Source organism: Prodigiosinella confusarubida, assembly GCF_002847015.1.
GTDB lineage: Bacteria > Pseudomonadota > Gammaproteobacteria > Enterobacterales > Enterobacteriaceae > Prodigiosinella > Prodigiosinella aquatilis.
The window spans coordinates 3,603,841-3,619,162 of record NZ_CP025085.1; the positions used below are offsets into that span (position 1 = coordinate 3,603,841).

Genomic DNA, 15,322 nt, shown 5'->3' on the forward strand with positions numbered 1-15,322 from the left:
TACCTCTTTTTCAGCCAATATCAATTCTATGAAACGCATCATCGCTTTTTTCCTGTTTGACGGTTTCCAGATGCTGGATGCTGCCGGGCCGATTGCCGCATTTGAAATGCCCACACGCTTCGTCCAGCCCGCGCCTTACACGCTCAAGCTGTTGTCACGCGATGGAGGTCTGATCACTAGCTCTTCGGGCGCAGCAATGCAGACTGAACCCATGCACCAGATCCGCAGTATCGACACGCTGATTCTGGCTGGCGGCATCGGTATACACGAAGCGGCTCAATGCCCAGCCACGCTGGCATTTGTGCGCCGCCAAGCTGAAATAGCACGCCGCGTGTGCAGCGTGTGCTCAGGCGCGTATCTTCTGGCGACAGCAGGTTTGCTGAACGGTAGGCAGGCCACCACGCACTGGCGACGCACCAAAGATTTTGCCCGGCGTTTTCCCAAGGTGCTTTTTCGTCCGGATCAGATATACACCCAAGACGACAAATTCTGGACATCAGCAGGCATCACCGCAGGTATCGACCTGGCTTTGGCATTGATCGAAGACGACCTGGGAGCAGAACTGTCCAAACAAGTTGCGCAACAACTCGTGGTTTACCATCGGCGTGGCGGCGGACAGTCCCAGTTCTCTGCCCTGCTCGAATTTGACACTCCTGGCAGCCGCTTTTCCGCACTTTTACCGTGGATTCGCGAGCACATTGCCGAGTGTCTGTCGGTGCAACGTTTGGCAGAACACGCCTGTATGAGCGAACGCAACTTCGCCCGTACATTCAGGAGCGAGACCGGTATCACACCCGCCAAAGCCGTGGAGAAAATCCGCCTGGAACTTGCTCGTAACCTGATCGAATCAACGCAGAAACCGATAGAAGCTATCGCAATCCAAACTGGATTTGTCGACGCCGAACGTATGCGTAAGGCTTTTCTGCGCATCTATGGGCAGCCACCTCAGAGCGTGCGGCGTGCGGTACGTGCGCAAGCAGGAAATACATCAACCTGACCGGCGAAAACGATAGCGCGACAGGTGCCACTGATCTGTAATGTCTGGTATCGGGTTACACGCCGGTTACGGTCATACTATACGGCGTGATACCAACTCCACATTTTAATCAACAATGCGGCAGAAACACTCCAGCACACCACCGCGGCGATGAGTGCCTGCGGAAGGCGCATCATCGTCGTCAAGTAGTACAGGGAAATGAGATAGATAAGATAGGGAATGACCGACCAGATACCAAAAAGGATCGTCGCGCGCAACGCATCTATTCCGCGTTCAGCACCCACAATATAATGTGCAATAAGGGCAAAAGTAGGAAATAGGGGAATCAGCCCGGCGATATAGTAATTACGTGTTTTTGCCAGTACGCCAATCAACAAAACAACAAATGCACCAAGAACAGCTTTGATAAGCAGCGACATACTTTATTTTCATTCCGTTGGACAATCCCTATTTTTAACAGAAATGCGCCCACAGAAAAGTGAAAATTGCGCTCAGATCGTTTCTGTTCAACCCCGCAGAATAAATTCAATAAATAAAACATCGGTTCATTTTTATAATACTTTGATCCCGCTCCGTTTTTTATGTCGAATGATTGACTACGCTTAACCTCCTTAGCAGAAAAAAACATTGAATAACAAGGAGTATTGAACGTGAGCCTGACTCGTTTTCCCCTCGCGGCAACAGCGGTGTCGGTATCCCTGCTACTCGCTGCCTGTAGCAATTCGCAACCACATGACACCGTTAAACCGCTATCTCCGGGAACAGCTACCCGCCCGGTGCTTTCCGCTCAGGAAGCTGAGCCGTTTACTCTACAACACTATCTTGCCGCCACCGGTCTTTACACTCAGCCACAAGCTGACGGTTGGTTCCCCGCTGCGGTGAATACCGGCAATATAGCAACACCTTACGTCGTCGGACCGAAAGCCGGGACAGACGGCGCCACATATACCCATATTCAACAGGCAGTCAATGCCGCGATTCGACAGTCAAAAAACAATCAACGTGTGTATATCAGAGTGTTGCCGGGTACTTATACCGGTACAGTTTATATCCCTGCGGATGCCCCGCCGATGACGCTATCTGGTGCCGGTTCACAGCCCGGCCAGGTAGTTATTCAGTTGGCGCTCGACTCGATGATTTCTCCCACCACCTACCGTTCTACGGTCAACGCTGGTCAGGAATATCAGCCCAGCGATCCCGCCTGGTATATGTATGACGTCTGTGCATCCAAGCAGAAAGCCACCATCGATACCATCTGTGCTGCCGTCATGTGGTCCCAGAGTGATGATTTTCAGCTTAAAAACCTGACTGTCATGAACTCACTGCTGGATAAAATAGGCAGTGGCACACACCAGGGCGTTGCGCTGCGGACTGACGGCGACAAAGTACAGTTGGAAAACGTGCGCTTGATTGGTCGTCAGGATACGTTCTTCGTCAACACCAGCAACAGGAAGAATGAATATGTCACCGATCACTATAGCCGCGCCTATATCAAGGACAGTTACATTGAAGGCGATGTGGATTATGTGTTTGGCCGCGCCACGGCAGTTTTCGATAATGTTCATTTCCATACTGTTTCCAGCCGTGGATCACGTGGCGCCTACGTGTTCGCGCCCGATACCATGCCGCGGGTGAAATATGGTTTTCTGGTAATACACAGTAAACTCACTGGCGATAGCGGCTTTCGGGGCACACTGAAAGCAAAACTGGGACGCGCCTGGGATCAAGGGGCGAGTAAAACCGGCTATCTGCCAGGCAACACTGCCAACGGGCAGTTGGTGATTCGTGACAGTACGATTGACAGCAGCTATGACCAACTCAACCCGTGGGGCGCGGCAGCCACCACCAACCGGCCATTTCACGGCAACATCAGCCCGACCAGAAACCTGAATGATGTGAAATTCAACCGGTTGTGGGAGTACAACAATGTGGTGATGACTGGACATAGCACCGGATTACCGACCGCAAAATAAGGTGGAAGTAAAAAACACACCATTCACTATCAACCAGTGAATGGTGTGATGATAGATACCTTGTAACAAGCCCCGGCAACTACCGGGGCCATAGCAGTGATATCAATACTGTTTAACGCTTAGTGCCAATGCACATCATCCGTTAGTATCTATGAAACGCTCTCATGATGTTTTTCAATAGCAATTTTTTTCGGTTTTTCATCTTCCTTGATTTCCTGCAGCAGGTTTACTGTCAATAATCCACTGTCCAGATGCGCGCCCTCAACTTTGACATGATCCGGCAGCGAATAACGGACACTAAAGTCACTACGGCTGATACCACAATGCAACCAGCCATCTTCCTCCTTCGTAGACGTTTCTTCTTTATGTTTACCGGAAATAAGCAGTTGCCCATTGTTGATGCTGACTTCCAGATCTTCATCGCGCCAGCCAGGTACGCTGAGTGTAATGTCGTAGTGGGTATCGTCGAGTCGGCGGATGTCATAAGACGGCGTGACGGATAAAGGCGTATCGCCTGTCAGCTGGCTGAACAACCGGTCTATACGGTCAAATCGGTCAGAGAAGAGTGAATCGGCAAACGCCGGAAATAAAGACACTGATTTGAATGCCATGGTTAACCTCCTGAATCGCAAAATACACATTCAAAAGTGCAAACCGCAAGGCAACGAAATTGTCTTGCCCTCACTCAATAAGATAATAGTGATTATGCGACTTTCAAGTCCGCATGATTAAAAATTATGCAGAATGCCCATCAACGGTATAAGGCACAGGCATCCCTGCCTATGGTTCGTGCCAATCATTGAGCTTATGCCATTAATTTAAACCTGCCGACTGCGCGGCCAAACGCAGTACAGCACCAGCGCAGTCAGAAACGTCACCGGAGCAGAAAATGATTGCCACAGCGTGCTGCCATGCATCAGCACAATACCCGTGACCACACTGAGAAACCAGGCGCTCAGCCCATGCAGGTTGACGGTTTTTTCCGTAGGTTTAGGTAAAGGCGAAAACTGGCGAGCGGAAAAAATATGCCCTAACGCCACACCGACCCATGCCACAACAAAGACACCCTGATAGGCCAGCGCTTGCAGAATGTAGGCAAAGATATCGGCCAGCATCAATACATATACCGCCACGCCAACCACACAAGCCCAGACGATTTTGCGATAGCGAATACGTAACAACCGATCGAAAAATACCTGCATATTTACCGTCGCCAGATAGTAATTGGCGGTGTTGATACGGGTTTGAGTAATCCAGACAAACAGTAACCCCCATAACCCCAGTAAATTCAGGATCGCCACCACCACCGCTGTTTCACTGACACCACCTTGGTGGGCCACGCTACTGACCAGATAAATTCCGGCTATGCCATTGAGCAAAAAGGTGATGAGATAAAATGGCATGCCAAAGTTGAACCGTGCATGGTAATGGCTGTCATTCTCTTTACCAAACCTGGCATAATCAAAGGTATACATCATCAAGACCCATACCCCCATGTAGTAAGTGAAGCAATTCCACCACCCATGGGCTGGAGGGGAAGTCGGCCCGAATTCCAGCCACTGTGGCTGATAACCATAATGATTAATGGACACCAGGACCGTAAGTAGCAGACCGATAAGATAGAACGGCAACAGCACACCATTGAATTTATCCAGCCAGTGCTGCACGCTACCGAAAATCAGCGGCACGCTGTAAAGTACCACCACCAACGCCGCCCAGTGATAAGCCACTTGTGGGAACAGATGATTGATGGCAAAGGCGATAACCGACCCTTCAAACACCGCATAGTAAATGGCAGTTGAAAAGAAAATCAGCGTGGCGAGCGCAGACCCCATGCGGCCGAATAACAGATTGGAAAACAGTGCTACCGACAATCCACTGCGGATGGCAAAACGGCTGATCGTCCCATTGACCAGACCATAGCTCACCACCGATAGTGCCATACCAATGATGGCGTTTTTCGCACCATAGCTCAGCGCCAGCGACGCCCCTACCACAATGTAGAAGATGGCACTGCATACTGCCCACCAGGCCATAGTCAGAGACAGTTTTCCCATTCGCTCTGCCCCGGTCACGGTTTCAGCAGAAATGGCGGAATAGGTCTCTTGCTCATGGGATAAATCAGCCATTGCAAACCTCCGGATACGTGGTTGAACATCATTTAAGGTCGAAAAAATCCGCAGTTTGGGCAGAACCAAAACTGACAAAAAACATTCAGATGAATTACAAGATCACGCTATGAAAAGCTGCTCCAACCGCTGCAAACGGTTTTGGTATTGCTGTCTGGCCGCCAGTGCTTCTTCAAGACTGACTGGCACAAAACGTACCTGGTTATGCGGTTGTAACTGCCCGACACTATCCAGATCGGCACTGATAACCGTGCCCAGCGTCATGTAGCCACCACCAGAAACCGCATCACGTAACAGAATAATCGGCTCCAGACCACCGGGAACCTGAACAGACCCGATCGGATAGCAGGCATCAACGATATTGGAAGGATCCGATCCCGCGCCAAAAGGCGGCGTGCGGGGCTCAAATACCAGTGGTGCGCCGCCTTTCAACCGATAACCGATACGATCGGCTTCGGTACCCACGGACCAGCTATCAGCAAAAAATTGCGCTACCGCCGCGGCTGTTAAACGATGAATGTACAAACCGGTCACCATGCGCAGCTCGACCGCTTTGGCAAATGTTGGAATGAAATCGTCAGGCACGCTAGTGCCTGCCTTTACCTTCATCCCCGCCATCCCAACCGTCAGCGTATCGTTAATCATCAAGCGGCGCCCCTGATACCCCCCCAACGCCCCTAACGTATAGGTGGAACGGCTGCCCAGGGCTTCCGGCACGTCAATCCCTCCGGCTACCGCCAGATAGCTGCGGCAGCCTGCCACGGCGTAATCGAAACGCAATATTTGCCCGGCCTTCACCTTGAAGGCGGTATGCATCGGCATCTCTGTACCGTCGAGCGTTGGTTTCATCGACGCACCACACAATGCCACCAGCCCATCACCGGTAAACTCCAGTTCCGGTCCCAGCAAGGTTAATTCCAGTACCGCGGCCTGTTGCGGATTCCCCACCAACAGATTGGCCATACGCAGAGAATACTGATCCAGCCCGCCTGATGGCGGGATGCCAAGATGGTAATACCCTTCCCGGCCGGTATCCTGTACCGATGTCGCCAGCCCGGGTTTGAGGACATTAATCTGCATACAGAACCTCCTGAAGATAGTGCTTGTACCCTGTAGGATCGGCGGCAAATTTATCCAGCTCAAAAGTAACCGGACGAATACGCAGACGGAACGTTCCGTCCTCCACCTCATGGATGGCCTGCTCATAAGCGAGTTGATCGATGGGCTTGAACTGTACGATGTCGCCAGTCCGGAAAAACACCAATAACTCGCTGAAATAATCCAGCCTCTGCTCCGGGTCATAGATAGGTGCCGGCGTCACACCAAATAACTGATAACCACCCGCGCCCCGTACCGAATAGATACAGCCGAAACAGCCGCCGTGCCCCACTGACAGCCGAGGCGTGTCAGTGCGCGGTCGCAAGTATTTCGGTACCTCAATCTGCTGGGCCCGTTCCACCATCTGAAACATGAAGGGTAATCCGGCGACAAACCCCACCATGGAGACAAACCACGGCGTACCACTGTGCGCGGCGATGAAAGCCGCAACATCTGGATAGCCATTACTGCGTGCCGCGTATTCCAGATCGGTTACGGTGGGGTCCTGATGACGATCCCGAAAACGCATCAGCGTTTCCCGCGTCCAGGGATCGTCATATAACACCGGAATTTCAATGATGCGGGTTTCAAGCCGATTAACCGTCTGTGCCTGGTTTTCTGCCTGCTGCACCGCCTCCAGCAATGCCTGCGGCGCGATGATGTCCGGATTAAAGCGAATCTGAAAGGACGCATTGGCCAGACAAATATCCAGTATGCCGGGAATGGCCTGTCGCTCCATAGCGCGGGTAATCGCCATCCCACGGAAGAATGCGGGTAGAGACATCGATTCATCGACTTCAGCGAATAGATGTTCATCCCCACCGAAGGTGTAACGTATTGTGGCGTTTTCCATATCAGGCCTCCTGAGATATCGGGGTCTTGGTGTCCGCACGCTCTTTCAGCCAGGCTTCCAGCGTAGTAGTATCGAACTGCCCAGCCCGCAGACGTGGATCGGCAATCAGCCATTGATGCAGTGATTGTGTTGTCGTGATACCGGTCAGTTTTAGCTGATGCAACGCCCGCTCCGCTCGCGCGATAGCTTGCTGACGATCACGACCATGCACGATCAGCTTGGCCAGCAGGGAATCATAATACGCGGGAATCCGGTAACCGCTGTACAGATGACTATCAACCCGGACCCCCTCGCCTTGCGGCCATACCAGCTCTTCCACCACGCCGGGACACGGGAAGAACCCTCGAGCGGGGTCTTCGGCATTAATCCGCATTTCACAGGCGCTGCCGTTAATAGTGATAGCCTCCTGCGTCAACGTTAACGGTTCTCCCTGGGCGATACGCAGCATCCACTGCACCAGATCGACACCGGTGATCATTTCCGTCACCGGGTGTTCCACCTGAATACGAGTATTCATTTCAATAAAATAGAACCGGCCGGTGGCGATATCGAACAGATATTCCAGCGTACCGGCACCGCGATAACGAATCTGTTGGGCCAGCTGTAACGCACTGTGGCAGATCGCCTCGCGTTGCGTCGGAGAAAGCGCGGGAGACGGTGCTTCTTCAAACACTTTCTGCCGCCGCCGTTGCAGCGAACATTCTCGTTCATATAAATGCACGACATGCTCGCCATCTCCCAGGATTTGCACCTCGATATGCCGGGCATGCTGGATAAAATGCTCCAGATAGACATCACCGGAGCCGAACGCGGCCCGGGCTTCACTTTGAGCAATAGGGAAATCACGTGTCAAATCGGCAGCATTGTGAGCGATGCGGATTCCCCGCCCACCACCACCAGCCGCCGCCTTGATCAGCAACGGATAACCAATTTCTTCTGCACACCGTAACGCGGCAGTGACGGTGTCCAGCGCCTTATCGGAGCCGGGAACCACGGGTACGCCCGCCGCCTGGGCAGTACGTCTGGCGACGGCCTTGTCACCCATCATACGAATGGTATCAGGCGTCGGTCCGACAAAAATATAGCCGGCCTTTTCCACTGCCTCGGCAAAATCAGCGTTTTCAGCAAGAAAACCATATCCCGGATGAACAGCGTCGACACCACATGTGCGGGCTCCCTGGAGCAGCGCTTCACTCTTTAAATAACTTTGATCCGCTCGGGCTGGACCAAGAATATAAACCTCATCGGCAAGACGGGCAGGCAGAGAATCGGCATCCGCCTCGCTACAGGCGGCGACAGTAGCAATACCCAGGCTTTTAGCGGCACGGATGATACGTACAGCGATTTCGCCACGATTGGCTATCAGCAATTTTCTTATTGGTATGTTCATCTCTACCTCTGCAATAAATCTTTATTGTTGTAATTATCTATCAGTTTTTATGATGGCAATAACTTGTCCCGGTTCAACAGCTTCACCATTGGAAACCTTAAACGTAATGAGACGTCCATCCTGTTCAGCATAAATTTCACTAAACTGTTTCATGACTTCAATTAAACCAATAACCGTATTTGGCGTGACTACATCATTTTCTTCAATATACACTGCCACATCCGGGGCAGGTTGCCGGTAGAAAATACCGGGTAAAGGAGAACAGATTTCATATTCTTTCATTACCAATGATTCCTTTAATTTAGTTATCAGATACCTGATTAAAAATCGCTTTTACTGGCGATTTAATTTCAATATCAGCATTAATTAATACTTCTCGCGTGGTTTTAATTAATGCCAATGCGCCGGGGGTATCACTGTGAATACAGACCGAATCAAATGTAATCGGGATATCATCCCCCTCGACGGTACGGACTTTCCCTTCCAGGCAGGCACGCAACACTCTCTTTGCCGCCTGCTCCGGGTCACGTGCCTCAACCCGGCGGGTGAAAACAATTGAACCACTTCGGTCATAATCCCGGTCACCATAAAATTCACAGATAACAGGATGTTGTGATTCTTTCGCTGCATGCCACACCGCCGAACCATGCATACAGAACAACAGGAGACCTGGCGCCAATGCATGCAGGGTTTCCACAAAAACCCGTGCTGCCTGAGGATCTTTTGCCAGATGCATATAAAGCGCGCCATGTGGCTTTATATGTTGCAATGGCAATTGATATAAATGGGAAAATTCCCGCAACGCCCCCAACTGATAAATAATATCGTTCACCACTTCTTGTGGCTGAATATTGACATGTCGCCGACCAAAACCCACCAGATCACGAAATCCGGGGTGTGCGCCAATAGCCACTTCATGATATTTTGCCAATGCAACGGTCTCTCGCATGATATTGGGATCCCCAGCATGAAAACCGGTCGCGATATTGGCGGAACTGATAAGAGACATAATATCTTTATCAACACTGTCACCGATGGTCCACGGCCCAAAATTTTCACCCATATCAGAATTAAGATCGACTGCACGTTTCATAATTATTTCTTATTTGTGATGGATTTGTTTAAAAATAATATAAAGTGAATTTTTTATATTCGGAAAGACATATTTTCAGATAGCAGGGTATCTGAAAAACAGATGGCTCATTCATCGGAGAAAACATCATGATTACGCTGCGCCAAATCCGGTATTTTGTCGCCACCGCTGAAATGGGGCAGATATCTCAGGCTGCCATTCAGTTGAACATTTCCCAGTCAGCGGTCACCGCCGCCATACAGGAGCTGGAAAGTTTATTGGGGAAACCGCTGTTTCTGCGCTCAGTACATGGCATGACACTGACGGAAAACGGCAGCTATTTTCTCAATCATGCCTATTCCATTCTACGCAGCGTAGACGATGCCACTAACATCCCACTGACCGACAACCGTATCAGTGGAACATTGAGAATAGCGGCCAGCTACACGGTGATGGGGTATTTCCTGCCATTTCACTTACAGCGGCTCTCTTATGGGTTTCCACATGTCAATATCAATCTGTATGAACGGGAACGCCGTGATATTGAGCAGGGCCTGATCAATCGCGCGTTGGATCTCTCTCTGGTGTTGACGGCAAACCTCACGCATTCGGAAATTATCTCTGAAACCCTGTTCAATTCCGAACGGCGACTATGGTTACCCAGCCGGCACCCATTATGCGAAAAAGCGGAAGTCAGTCTTGAGGATGTGGCAAAAGAACCCTTTATCATGCTGACAGTTGATGAAGCCGATCACAGCGCCATGCGCTACTGGGATCTTAATGGTCTCCAGCCACGGGAGATGCTGCGCACCAGTTCCGTCGAAGCAGTACGCAGCATGGTGGCGAATGGCTTGGGGGTAGCCATTCTGTCTGATCTGGTCTACCGCCCATGGTCACTGGAAGGTCGACGCATTGAAACCCGTTCGCTCAAAGATACTGTGCATCCAATGAGTGTCGGATTGGCCTGGCATCGTGACGCTGAATTTACCCCACCAATGCAGGCAATTCGGGAGTATTTCCGTAATGCGTTTCTGACACCGCACCTTAATTTCTCACGACGGTGACAACGCTCGGCGCAACTGACGATACAGAATCATCTAATGTGATGGCGCTTTCATCGAGTATCAGACATACGCCGGCTTACGGGGACCAAAACGCAGCGCCATCAGCATCAGAACGATCACACCGGCAGTCATAATCACCCATGCCTGCTCTAGCCCGGTTGAATGCTGGCGAATAAAGCCGGCCACTAATGGCATCAGGCTAGCGATAATGTAGCCACCGCCTTGTACAAACCCCATTAACGCACCGGCCTGTTGGGGAATATCCACATTATCCAGCGCAATAATCAGTGAGAGCGGAAACAATGCTCCGATACCCAGCCCCAGAAGTATCATGATCGGAAATGCCAGCAAGACCGGTGCGAAAATCAGCCCCAACATCCCCAACAACAGTAACAGCAATACAGGAATCAACAGACGACGCCGATCCGGAAAATAGTTAATGGATGATGACACCAATAATCCGGCGACCACTTCTGTCAGGGTCAGTCCGCCCAGCAAAAATCCACTCTGAGAGGCGCTCCATCCCAGTTTGGTGTAATACGGCGGTAACCAGGCCAGCACCAGCGTATAAGCTGCCGTACCGACGCCGAAGAAAATCATCAGTGACCAGGCGCGTGGCGTCAGCCGTGGAAAAGAGACGGTATTCCCTCCGGTGGCTGGTTTTGGCAGTGACGACATCCGTTTCCACGCCAGTGCCGCGATCAGAGCCAATATACCCCAAAAAGCCAGCGCGCCAGACCATCCAATAACCCCCGATAATGGCGACACCGATGAAGCCGCAATCGCCGCCCCGGCCATGATGGCCGTGGTGTAAATTCCCATCAGCGTACTACTTTGTTGACTGAAAAAATGTTTGATAAATGAAGGTATCAGCGCCTGAATCAGCGCAATGCCAATTCCCGCCAGTGCGGCGGTAATCAACAACCCGGTACGGGTAGTGAACCACCAACGAAGTATGCAGGCGACGGCAATGATCGAAATTCCTAACGTAATACCGCGATATTCACCTAACCGCGCCTGTAACCAACCACCAGACAAAGCACAACATCCCATCGCGAATACCGGCAATGTGGTGAGTAATCCAGCTTCTCCATCGCTCAACCCGGTTGCTGCCTGAATCTGATCCAGCAATGGGCCGATACCTGCCAGCACAGGGCGTAAATTCAGTCCCAATAAAACAATAGTTATTACAATAAAAAGCTGAGAACGAGCGGTAAATTCTGTTGTCATGAGCATTCCTAATGGCTTGAGTCGATAACCTTGCTGGTTTAGACTGCCATATCTTTACACAAAGAATCTTAACGTCAAGATAAATACTATGACTAACAGAGCAGATATTGCATTTGCACAATGGCAGCGAGAAAGACCCGATGTGGATCCCTTTCCCATGCAACTGATTGGCCGCTTATATGAGGCATCGTTGCGTATCGAACGTGACTACATCAATCCGCTTTTTACCCGTTTTGACCTGCGTCCCGGTGAGTTTGACGTACTGGCGACACTACGTCGCTCCGGTGCACCTTTTGCACTATCACCCACTCAGCTTTATGAGGCGCTAATGCTCTCATCCGGGGGAATGACCAATCGTATCGACCGATTGGAAGACGCGTTGCTGGTCAGCCGCCAACGCAATCCGCAAGATCGACGTGGGACGCTGGTGGAATTAACTGAAAAAGGATTACAACTGGTAGATGAACTACTGGAATTACATGTCGATAACGAGCGCCACGTATTGTCAATGTTGAACGGGGAAGAGCAACAGCAGTTGGATAACCTACTGGCAAAATTGGTGGCCGGATTAACTCAGGCGTAAAAAAATCCGCTCATAAGAGCGGATTTCACATACATACACTCAACAATTACAAGTGTAGTAACGTTATTTAGAAGCGATAACCGACGCCGACATTCCAGCTGCCGATATCAACGCTACGGACACGGCTTTGTTCATAACCCACATCCAGTGCAACGTCTTCCCGTGGGTTGAACTGCAAACCAGCGCCGTAGACAAAGCCGACGTCACTGGTGCTGTGGTTAGCACCCCCCACCGTTGCATTGTTAGTGAACTTAGCAGCACTTATCCCAATAACACCGTAGATGCTTGCCCAATCATTAATACGGTAAGCAGGACCGGCACTCAATCCATAGTACTGACCTTTCTGGTAGATACCACCAGTAGTCTGGCTATCATCCAGATAAGTGAATGAACTAATAACACCCAATGGGCTATTATCAAATTCATAACGGTATTTCAGGTTAAAACCAGGGGCTTTATTTATTACGCCCTGCATATCACCTTGAGCATAACCTAACGACACAGTACTTTGACCCGCAACTGCGGAACCAGCACTCGCGGCCAAAACACAGGCCAAAGCAGAAAGACACGCGATCTTTTTCATATACAGCCTCGAATTCATCTTATGAAAGAATACTTACGCGCTATAAATATAACAAAAAAATAAGCACTTGGTTGCCTGGCAAATATTTTCCAAACCGGGAAAACATGTAACAAAAATTATCAAACACAAGATATCCGTATGATTTCAATTGATTTTTAATCATAACCATTAAATAAATACTTAATTTCTTGATAGCAAAAAAAACAGATAAATCTTAATTTTTCGCTTAGTTTTCAATCTGAAACTTATATTATGAAAATTTTCTCCAAACAGAGAGTAAATTAAGGTCAACGAGAGTAAACTGGATCTGAATAACTTGTTTATTTATGTAAAGCCCGGTTTTTATTAATTGCTCACTATTAAGGCCCCATGGATGACCTTATTCCCCACCCTGCGAACTTCCGTTTTACTCCCTGTATTGCTGATTTTTATCTCTATGCTATCCATTCAGAGCGGGGCTGCTCTGGCTAAAAGCCTTTTCCCACTTGTTGGGGTATCGGGTGTGACCGCATTGCGCCTGGGGTTTGGGGCGTTGATTCTTGCTGTCATCTTTAAACCCTGGCGAATGCACTTTGGCTCTAACCGTCTGCCACTACTCGTTTACGGTATCACGCTAGGGGGAATGAACTATTTATTTTATCTTTCCCTGCGCACTGTTCCACTCGGTATTGTCGTAGCACTGGAATTTACCGGTCCCCTTACCGTCGCTATTTTCTCTTCCCGACGACTCTTCGACTTTCTGTGGGTCATACTGGCGATTGCCGGATTATGGTTGTTATTGCCTCTGGGGCAAAATCTGGGCAGCATATCTCCCCGTGGGGCCGCCTATGCCATCGGTGCCGGAGCCTGCTGGGCATTTTATATTCTGTTTGGACAAAAAGCCGGTAATAACCACGGTGCGGGTAGTGTCGCTATCGGAGCCTTAATTTCTGCGCTGATTTTTTGTCCACTGGGTATATTTTTTTCCGATGCCAACTTGTTTTCTTTCTCGGTCCTGCCTATGGGAATCGGGGTGGCGATCCTCTCCACGGCACTGCCTTATTCGCTGGAAATGATAGCCTTGACACGTCTGCCGGCACGAACATTCAGTACATTAATGAGCATGGAGCCTGCGATTGCCGCTCTCTCCGGCATTCTGTTTCTGGGAGAACATCTCATCCTGACCCAGTGGATAGCGTTACTGTTTATCATCATAGCTTCATTAGGTACCACGCTGACAATAAAAAAACCGAATCGAGCCAGGGAGAGTTGAAATAACCAATAGATTTCCCTATAACACAAGACTATAGGGAAACCTCAATATCTGCCCTTTCAGATAAAAAAATGAACTTAACATTCAGATATTGAGACTAATAAATAAGCTGAATATGTCTTGGTGAAATTATTTTTGCATCAATATAAAAAATGGATTAATGTTATTTAGCATCACCTGTTAATTTATTTATTCCGTTATTGCGCTTGTCAATCTATCTCATCGTGTTACCTCACCATATAAATGTAATATAGAACAATAAGCCACAAATAAGACAATGACGGGTAATAGCAAGAATAGCAATTAACTCATTGTTAATAATGACAAATTATAACGCAACGTTTAGTCATGTGAAAAAATATCCTGCTGGATGTCAGTCCTTCGTGTTACATGATAAAAATCAAATTCATGTGGAAGAAAAAATAATGCCACAGACTATTTGTATAATAGGTGATTCTTTGCGAACAACACTGGCAGAGTTGCTATAATTAACCATGTTGAACAGCAGAATTATGAACAATCAGAGCCGGTTGAAATTGAACAGGCAGTTAATAAAATTAAGAGGGTAGCAATTATGCGTACAGCTAAACTGGTAAAATCCACCCCTTCAGAATTCGTTTACACCCGGAATGATCTGGACGATGACGTTAAAGCCTCAACCATCAAACTGCTAAACCAACTGGTGATAGACTTTATCGATCTGTCACTGATCACCAAACAGGCTCACTGGAATATGCGTGGTGCCAATTTCATCGCTGTACATGAAATGATCGATACCTTCCGCGATGCCATTATCATCCACCTGGATACTTTCGCAGAACGTGTGGTACAGATCGGTGGTATAGCAACCGGCACAGTACAGATGATTCATGAAAAAACCGCCCTGAAGAGCTATCCGACTGATATCCACAGCGTGCAGGAGCACTTGAAAGCGCTGGCAGAACGCTATGCCGTCGTCGCTAACGACATCCGTAAAGCTATCAGTAAAGCGAAAGATGAGGATACTGCCGATATGCTGACCGCTGCGTCTCGCGATTTGGATAAGTTCTTGTGGTTTATAGAAGCGAACATTGAATAACTGTCCTAAAATAAATCATT

At 49.3% G+C, this 15,322-nt stretch carries 16 protein-coding genes; 6 read left to right on the forward strand and 10 right to left on the reverse strand.

The window, feature by feature from the left end; all coding sequences use genetic code 11:
* Positions 1–28: 28 nt before the first annotated feature.
* Positions 29–997, forward strand: coding sequence for a GlxA family transcriptional regulator (locus CWC46_RS16475; protein ID WP_021015456.1), 969 nt, complete (start codon positions 29–31; stop codon positions 995–997).
* A 77-nt stretch (positions 998–1,074) separates the two neighbouring features.
* Here CWC46_RS16475 and CWC46_RS16480 read toward each other — a convergent pair whose 3' ends face one another.
* On the reverse strand, positions 1,075–1,416 hold the full coding sequence (locus CWC46_RS16480; RefSeq protein ID WP_021015455.1) for a GlpM family protein: 342 nt from the start codon (positions 1,414–1,416) through the stop codon (positions 1,075–1,077).
* Positions 1,417–1,647: 231 nt separating this feature from the next.
* Between CWC46_RS16480 and pemB the strand changes: the two genes are divergently transcribed.
* The gene (pemB, locus tag CWC46_RS16485) at positions 1,648–2,970 is read left to right on the forward strand and encodes a pectinesterase PemB (protein WP_021015454.1); all 1,323 of its coding nucleotides are present in this window, start codon (positions 1,648–1,650) and stop codon (positions 2,968–2,970) included.
* Between the two features lie 149 nt (positions 2,971–3,119).
* Here the strand turns inward: pemB and CWC46_RS16490 are convergent, their stop codons facing one another.
* The 7 genes from CWC46_RS16490 to CWC46_RS16520 form a co-directional block, all read right to left on the reverse strand.
* Positions 3,120–3,581: an Hsp20 family protein gene (locus CWC46_RS16490; RefSeq protein WP_021015453.1), complete on the reverse strand. Its 462-nt coding sequence runs from the start codon at positions 3,579–3,581 to the stop codon at positions 3,120–3,122.
* 207 nt (positions 3,582–3,788) lie between these two features.
* A complete protein-coding gene (locus tag CWC46_RS16495) occupies positions 3,789–5,099 on the reverse strand; it encodes a purine-cytosine permease family protein (RefSeq protein WP_021015452.1) in 1,311 nt (436 codons plus the stop codon).
* A 102-nt stretch (positions 5,100–5,201) separates the two neighbouring features.
* Positions 5,202–6,179, reverse strand: a complete 978-nt coding sequence (locus CWC46_RS16500) for a 5-oxoprolinase subunit C family protein (protein WP_021015451.1) — start codon at positions 6,177–6,179, stop codon at positions 5,202–5,204.
* Positions 6,169–7,050, reverse strand: coding sequence for a 5-oxoprolinase subunit B family protein (locus CWC46_RS16505; protein WP_021015450.1), 882 nt, complete (start codon positions 7,048–7,050; stop codon positions 6,169–6,171). Before CWC46_RS16505 ends, CWC46_RS16500 begins: the two co-directional genes overlap by 11 nt.
* Before the next feature lies 1 nt (position 7,051).
* Positions 7,052–8,440, reverse strand: a complete 1,389-nt coding sequence (locus tag CWC46_RS16510; RefSeq protein WP_021015449.1) for an acetyl-CoA carboxylase biotin carboxylase subunit — start codon at positions 8,438–8,440, stop codon at positions 7,052–7,054.
* Between the two features lie 33 nt (positions 8,441–8,473).
* The gene (locus tag CWC46_RS16515; RefSeq protein ID WP_021015448.1) at positions 8,474–8,722 is read right to left on the reverse strand and encodes an acetyl-CoA carboxylase; all 249 of its coding nucleotides are present in this window, start codon (positions 8,720–8,722) and stop codon (positions 8,474–8,476) included.
* A gap of 19 nt (positions 8,723–8,741) precedes the next feature.
* Entirely contained in the window at positions 8,742–9,533 is a 792-nt protein-coding gene (locus CWC46_RS16520; protein ID WP_021015447.1) for a 5-oxoprolinase subunit PxpA, read from the reverse strand.
* A 128-nt stretch (positions 9,534–9,661) separates the two neighbouring features.
* Between CWC46_RS16520 and CWC46_RS16525 the strand changes: the two genes are divergently transcribed.
* The gene (locus CWC46_RS16525; RefSeq protein WP_021015446.1) at positions 9,662–10,576 is read left to right on the forward strand and encodes a LysR family transcriptional regulator; all 915 of its coding nucleotides are present in this window, start codon (positions 9,662–9,664) and stop codon (positions 10,574–10,576) included.
* A gap of 60 nt (positions 10,577–10,636) precedes the next feature.
* On the opposite strand, the gene CWC46_RS16530 is transcribed toward CWC46_RS16525, so the two are convergent.
* Entirely contained in the window at positions 10,637–11,806 is a 1,170-nt protein-coding gene (locus tag CWC46_RS16530; RefSeq protein ID WP_021015445.1) for an MFS transporter, read from the reverse strand.
* A gap of 88 nt (positions 11,807–11,894) precedes the next feature.
* Here CWC46_RS16530 and CWC46_RS16535 point away from each other — a divergent pair, with 88 nt between their 5' ends.
* Positions 11,895–12,389: a MarR family winged helix-turn-helix transcriptional regulator gene (locus tag CWC46_RS16535; protein ID WP_037380818.1), complete on the forward strand. Its 495-nt coding sequence runs from the start codon at positions 11,895–11,897 to the stop codon at positions 12,387–12,389.
* A 67-nt stretch (positions 12,390–12,456) separates the two neighbouring features.
* On the opposite strand, the gene ompX is transcribed toward CWC46_RS16535, so the two are convergent.
* Positions 12,457–12,972, reverse strand: coding sequence for an outer membrane protein OmpX (gene ompX, locus CWC46_RS16540; RefSeq protein ID WP_021015443.1), 516 nt, complete (start codon positions 12,970–12,972; stop codon positions 12,457–12,459).
* Positions 12,973–13,345: 373 nt separating this feature from the next.
* On the opposite strand from ompX, the gene rhtA reads away from it, so the two are divergent.
* Together rhtA and dps are read left to right on the forward strand one after the other, a co-directional pair.
* Positions 13,346–14,224 carry a threonine/homoserine exporter RhtA gene (rhtA, locus tag CWC46_RS16545; protein WP_021015442.1) on the forward strand — a complete coding sequence of 293 codons (879 nt, stop codon included), beginning with the start codon at positions 13,346–13,348 and terminating at the stop codon, positions 14,222–14,224.
* A 574-nt stretch (positions 14,225–14,798) separates the two neighbouring features.
* Positions 14,799–15,302 carry a DNA starvation/stationary phase protection protein Dps gene (gene dps, locus CWC46_RS16550; protein WP_021015441.1) on the forward strand — a complete coding sequence of 168 codons (504 nt, stop codon included), beginning with the start codon at positions 14,799–14,801 and terminating at the stop codon, positions 15,300–15,302.
* Positions 15,303–15,322: the final 20 nt, after the last annotated feature.

What these genes read in the sequence shown, in the direction of transcription:
- CWC46_RS16490 (WP_021015453.1), bottom strand. Translation starts at nt 3,581, where the DNA reads ATGGCATTCAAATCAGTGTCTTTATTTCCGGCGTTTGCCGATTCACTC.
- CWC46_RS16535 (WP_037380818.1), top strand. Translation starts at nt 11,895, where the DNA reads ATGACTAACAGAGCAGATATTGCATTTGCACAATGGCAGCGAGAAAGA.
- CWC46_RS16515 (WP_021015448.1), bottom strand. Translation starts at nt 8,722, where the DNA reads ATGAAAGAATATGAAATCTGTTCTCCTTTACCCGGTATTTTCTACCGG.
- CWC46_RS16530 (WP_021015445.1), bottom strand. Translation starts at nt 11,806, where the DNA reads ATGACAACAGAATTTACCGCTCGTTCTCAGCTTTTTATTGTAATAACT.
- CWC46_RS16505 (WP_021015450.1), bottom strand. Translation starts at nt 7,050, where the DNA reads ATGGAAAACGCCACAATACGTTACACCTTCGGTGGGGATGAACATCTA.
- CWC46_RS16475 (WP_021015456.1), top strand. Translation starts at nt 29, where the DNA reads ATGAAACGCATCATCGCTTTTTTCCTGTTTGACGGTTTCCAGATGCTG.
- CWC46_RS16510 (WP_021015449.1), bottom strand. Translation starts at nt 8,440, where the DNA reads ATGAACATACCAATAAGAAAATTGCTGATAGCCAATCGTGGCGAAATC.
- CWC46_RS16495 (WP_021015452.1), bottom strand. Translation starts at nt 5,099, where the DNA reads ATGGCTGATTTATCCCATGAGCAAGAGACCTATTCCGCCATTTCTGCT.
- CWC46_RS16500 (WP_021015451.1), bottom strand. Translation starts at nt 6,179, where the DNA reads ATGCAGATTAATGTCCTCAAACCCGGGCTGGCGACATCGGTACAGGAT.
- CWC46_RS16525 (WP_021015446.1), top strand. Translation starts at nt 9,662, where the DNA reads ATGATTACGCTGCGCCAAATCCGGTATTTTGTCGCCACCGCTGAAATG.
- dps (WP_021015441.1), top strand. Translation starts at nt 14,799, where the DNA reads ATGCGTACAGCTAAACTGGTAAAATCCACCCCTTCAGAATTCGTTTAC.
- CWC46_RS16520 (WP_021015447.1), bottom strand. Translation starts at nt 9,533, where the DNA reads ATGAAACGTGCAGTCGATCTTAATTCTGATATGGGTGAAAATTTTGGG.
- ompX (WP_021015443.1), bottom strand. Translation starts at nt 12,972, where the DNA reads ATGAAAAAGATCGCGTGTCTTTCTGCTTTGGCCTGTGTTTTGGCCGCG.
- rhtA (WP_021015442.1), top strand. Translation starts at nt 13,346, where the DNA reads ATGACCTTATTCCCCACCCTGCGAACTTCCGTTTTACTCCCTGTATTG.
- CWC46_RS16480 (WP_021015455.1), bottom strand. Translation starts at nt 1,416, where the DNA reads ATGTCGCTGCTTATCAAAGCTGTTCTTGGTGCATTTGTTGTTTTGTTG.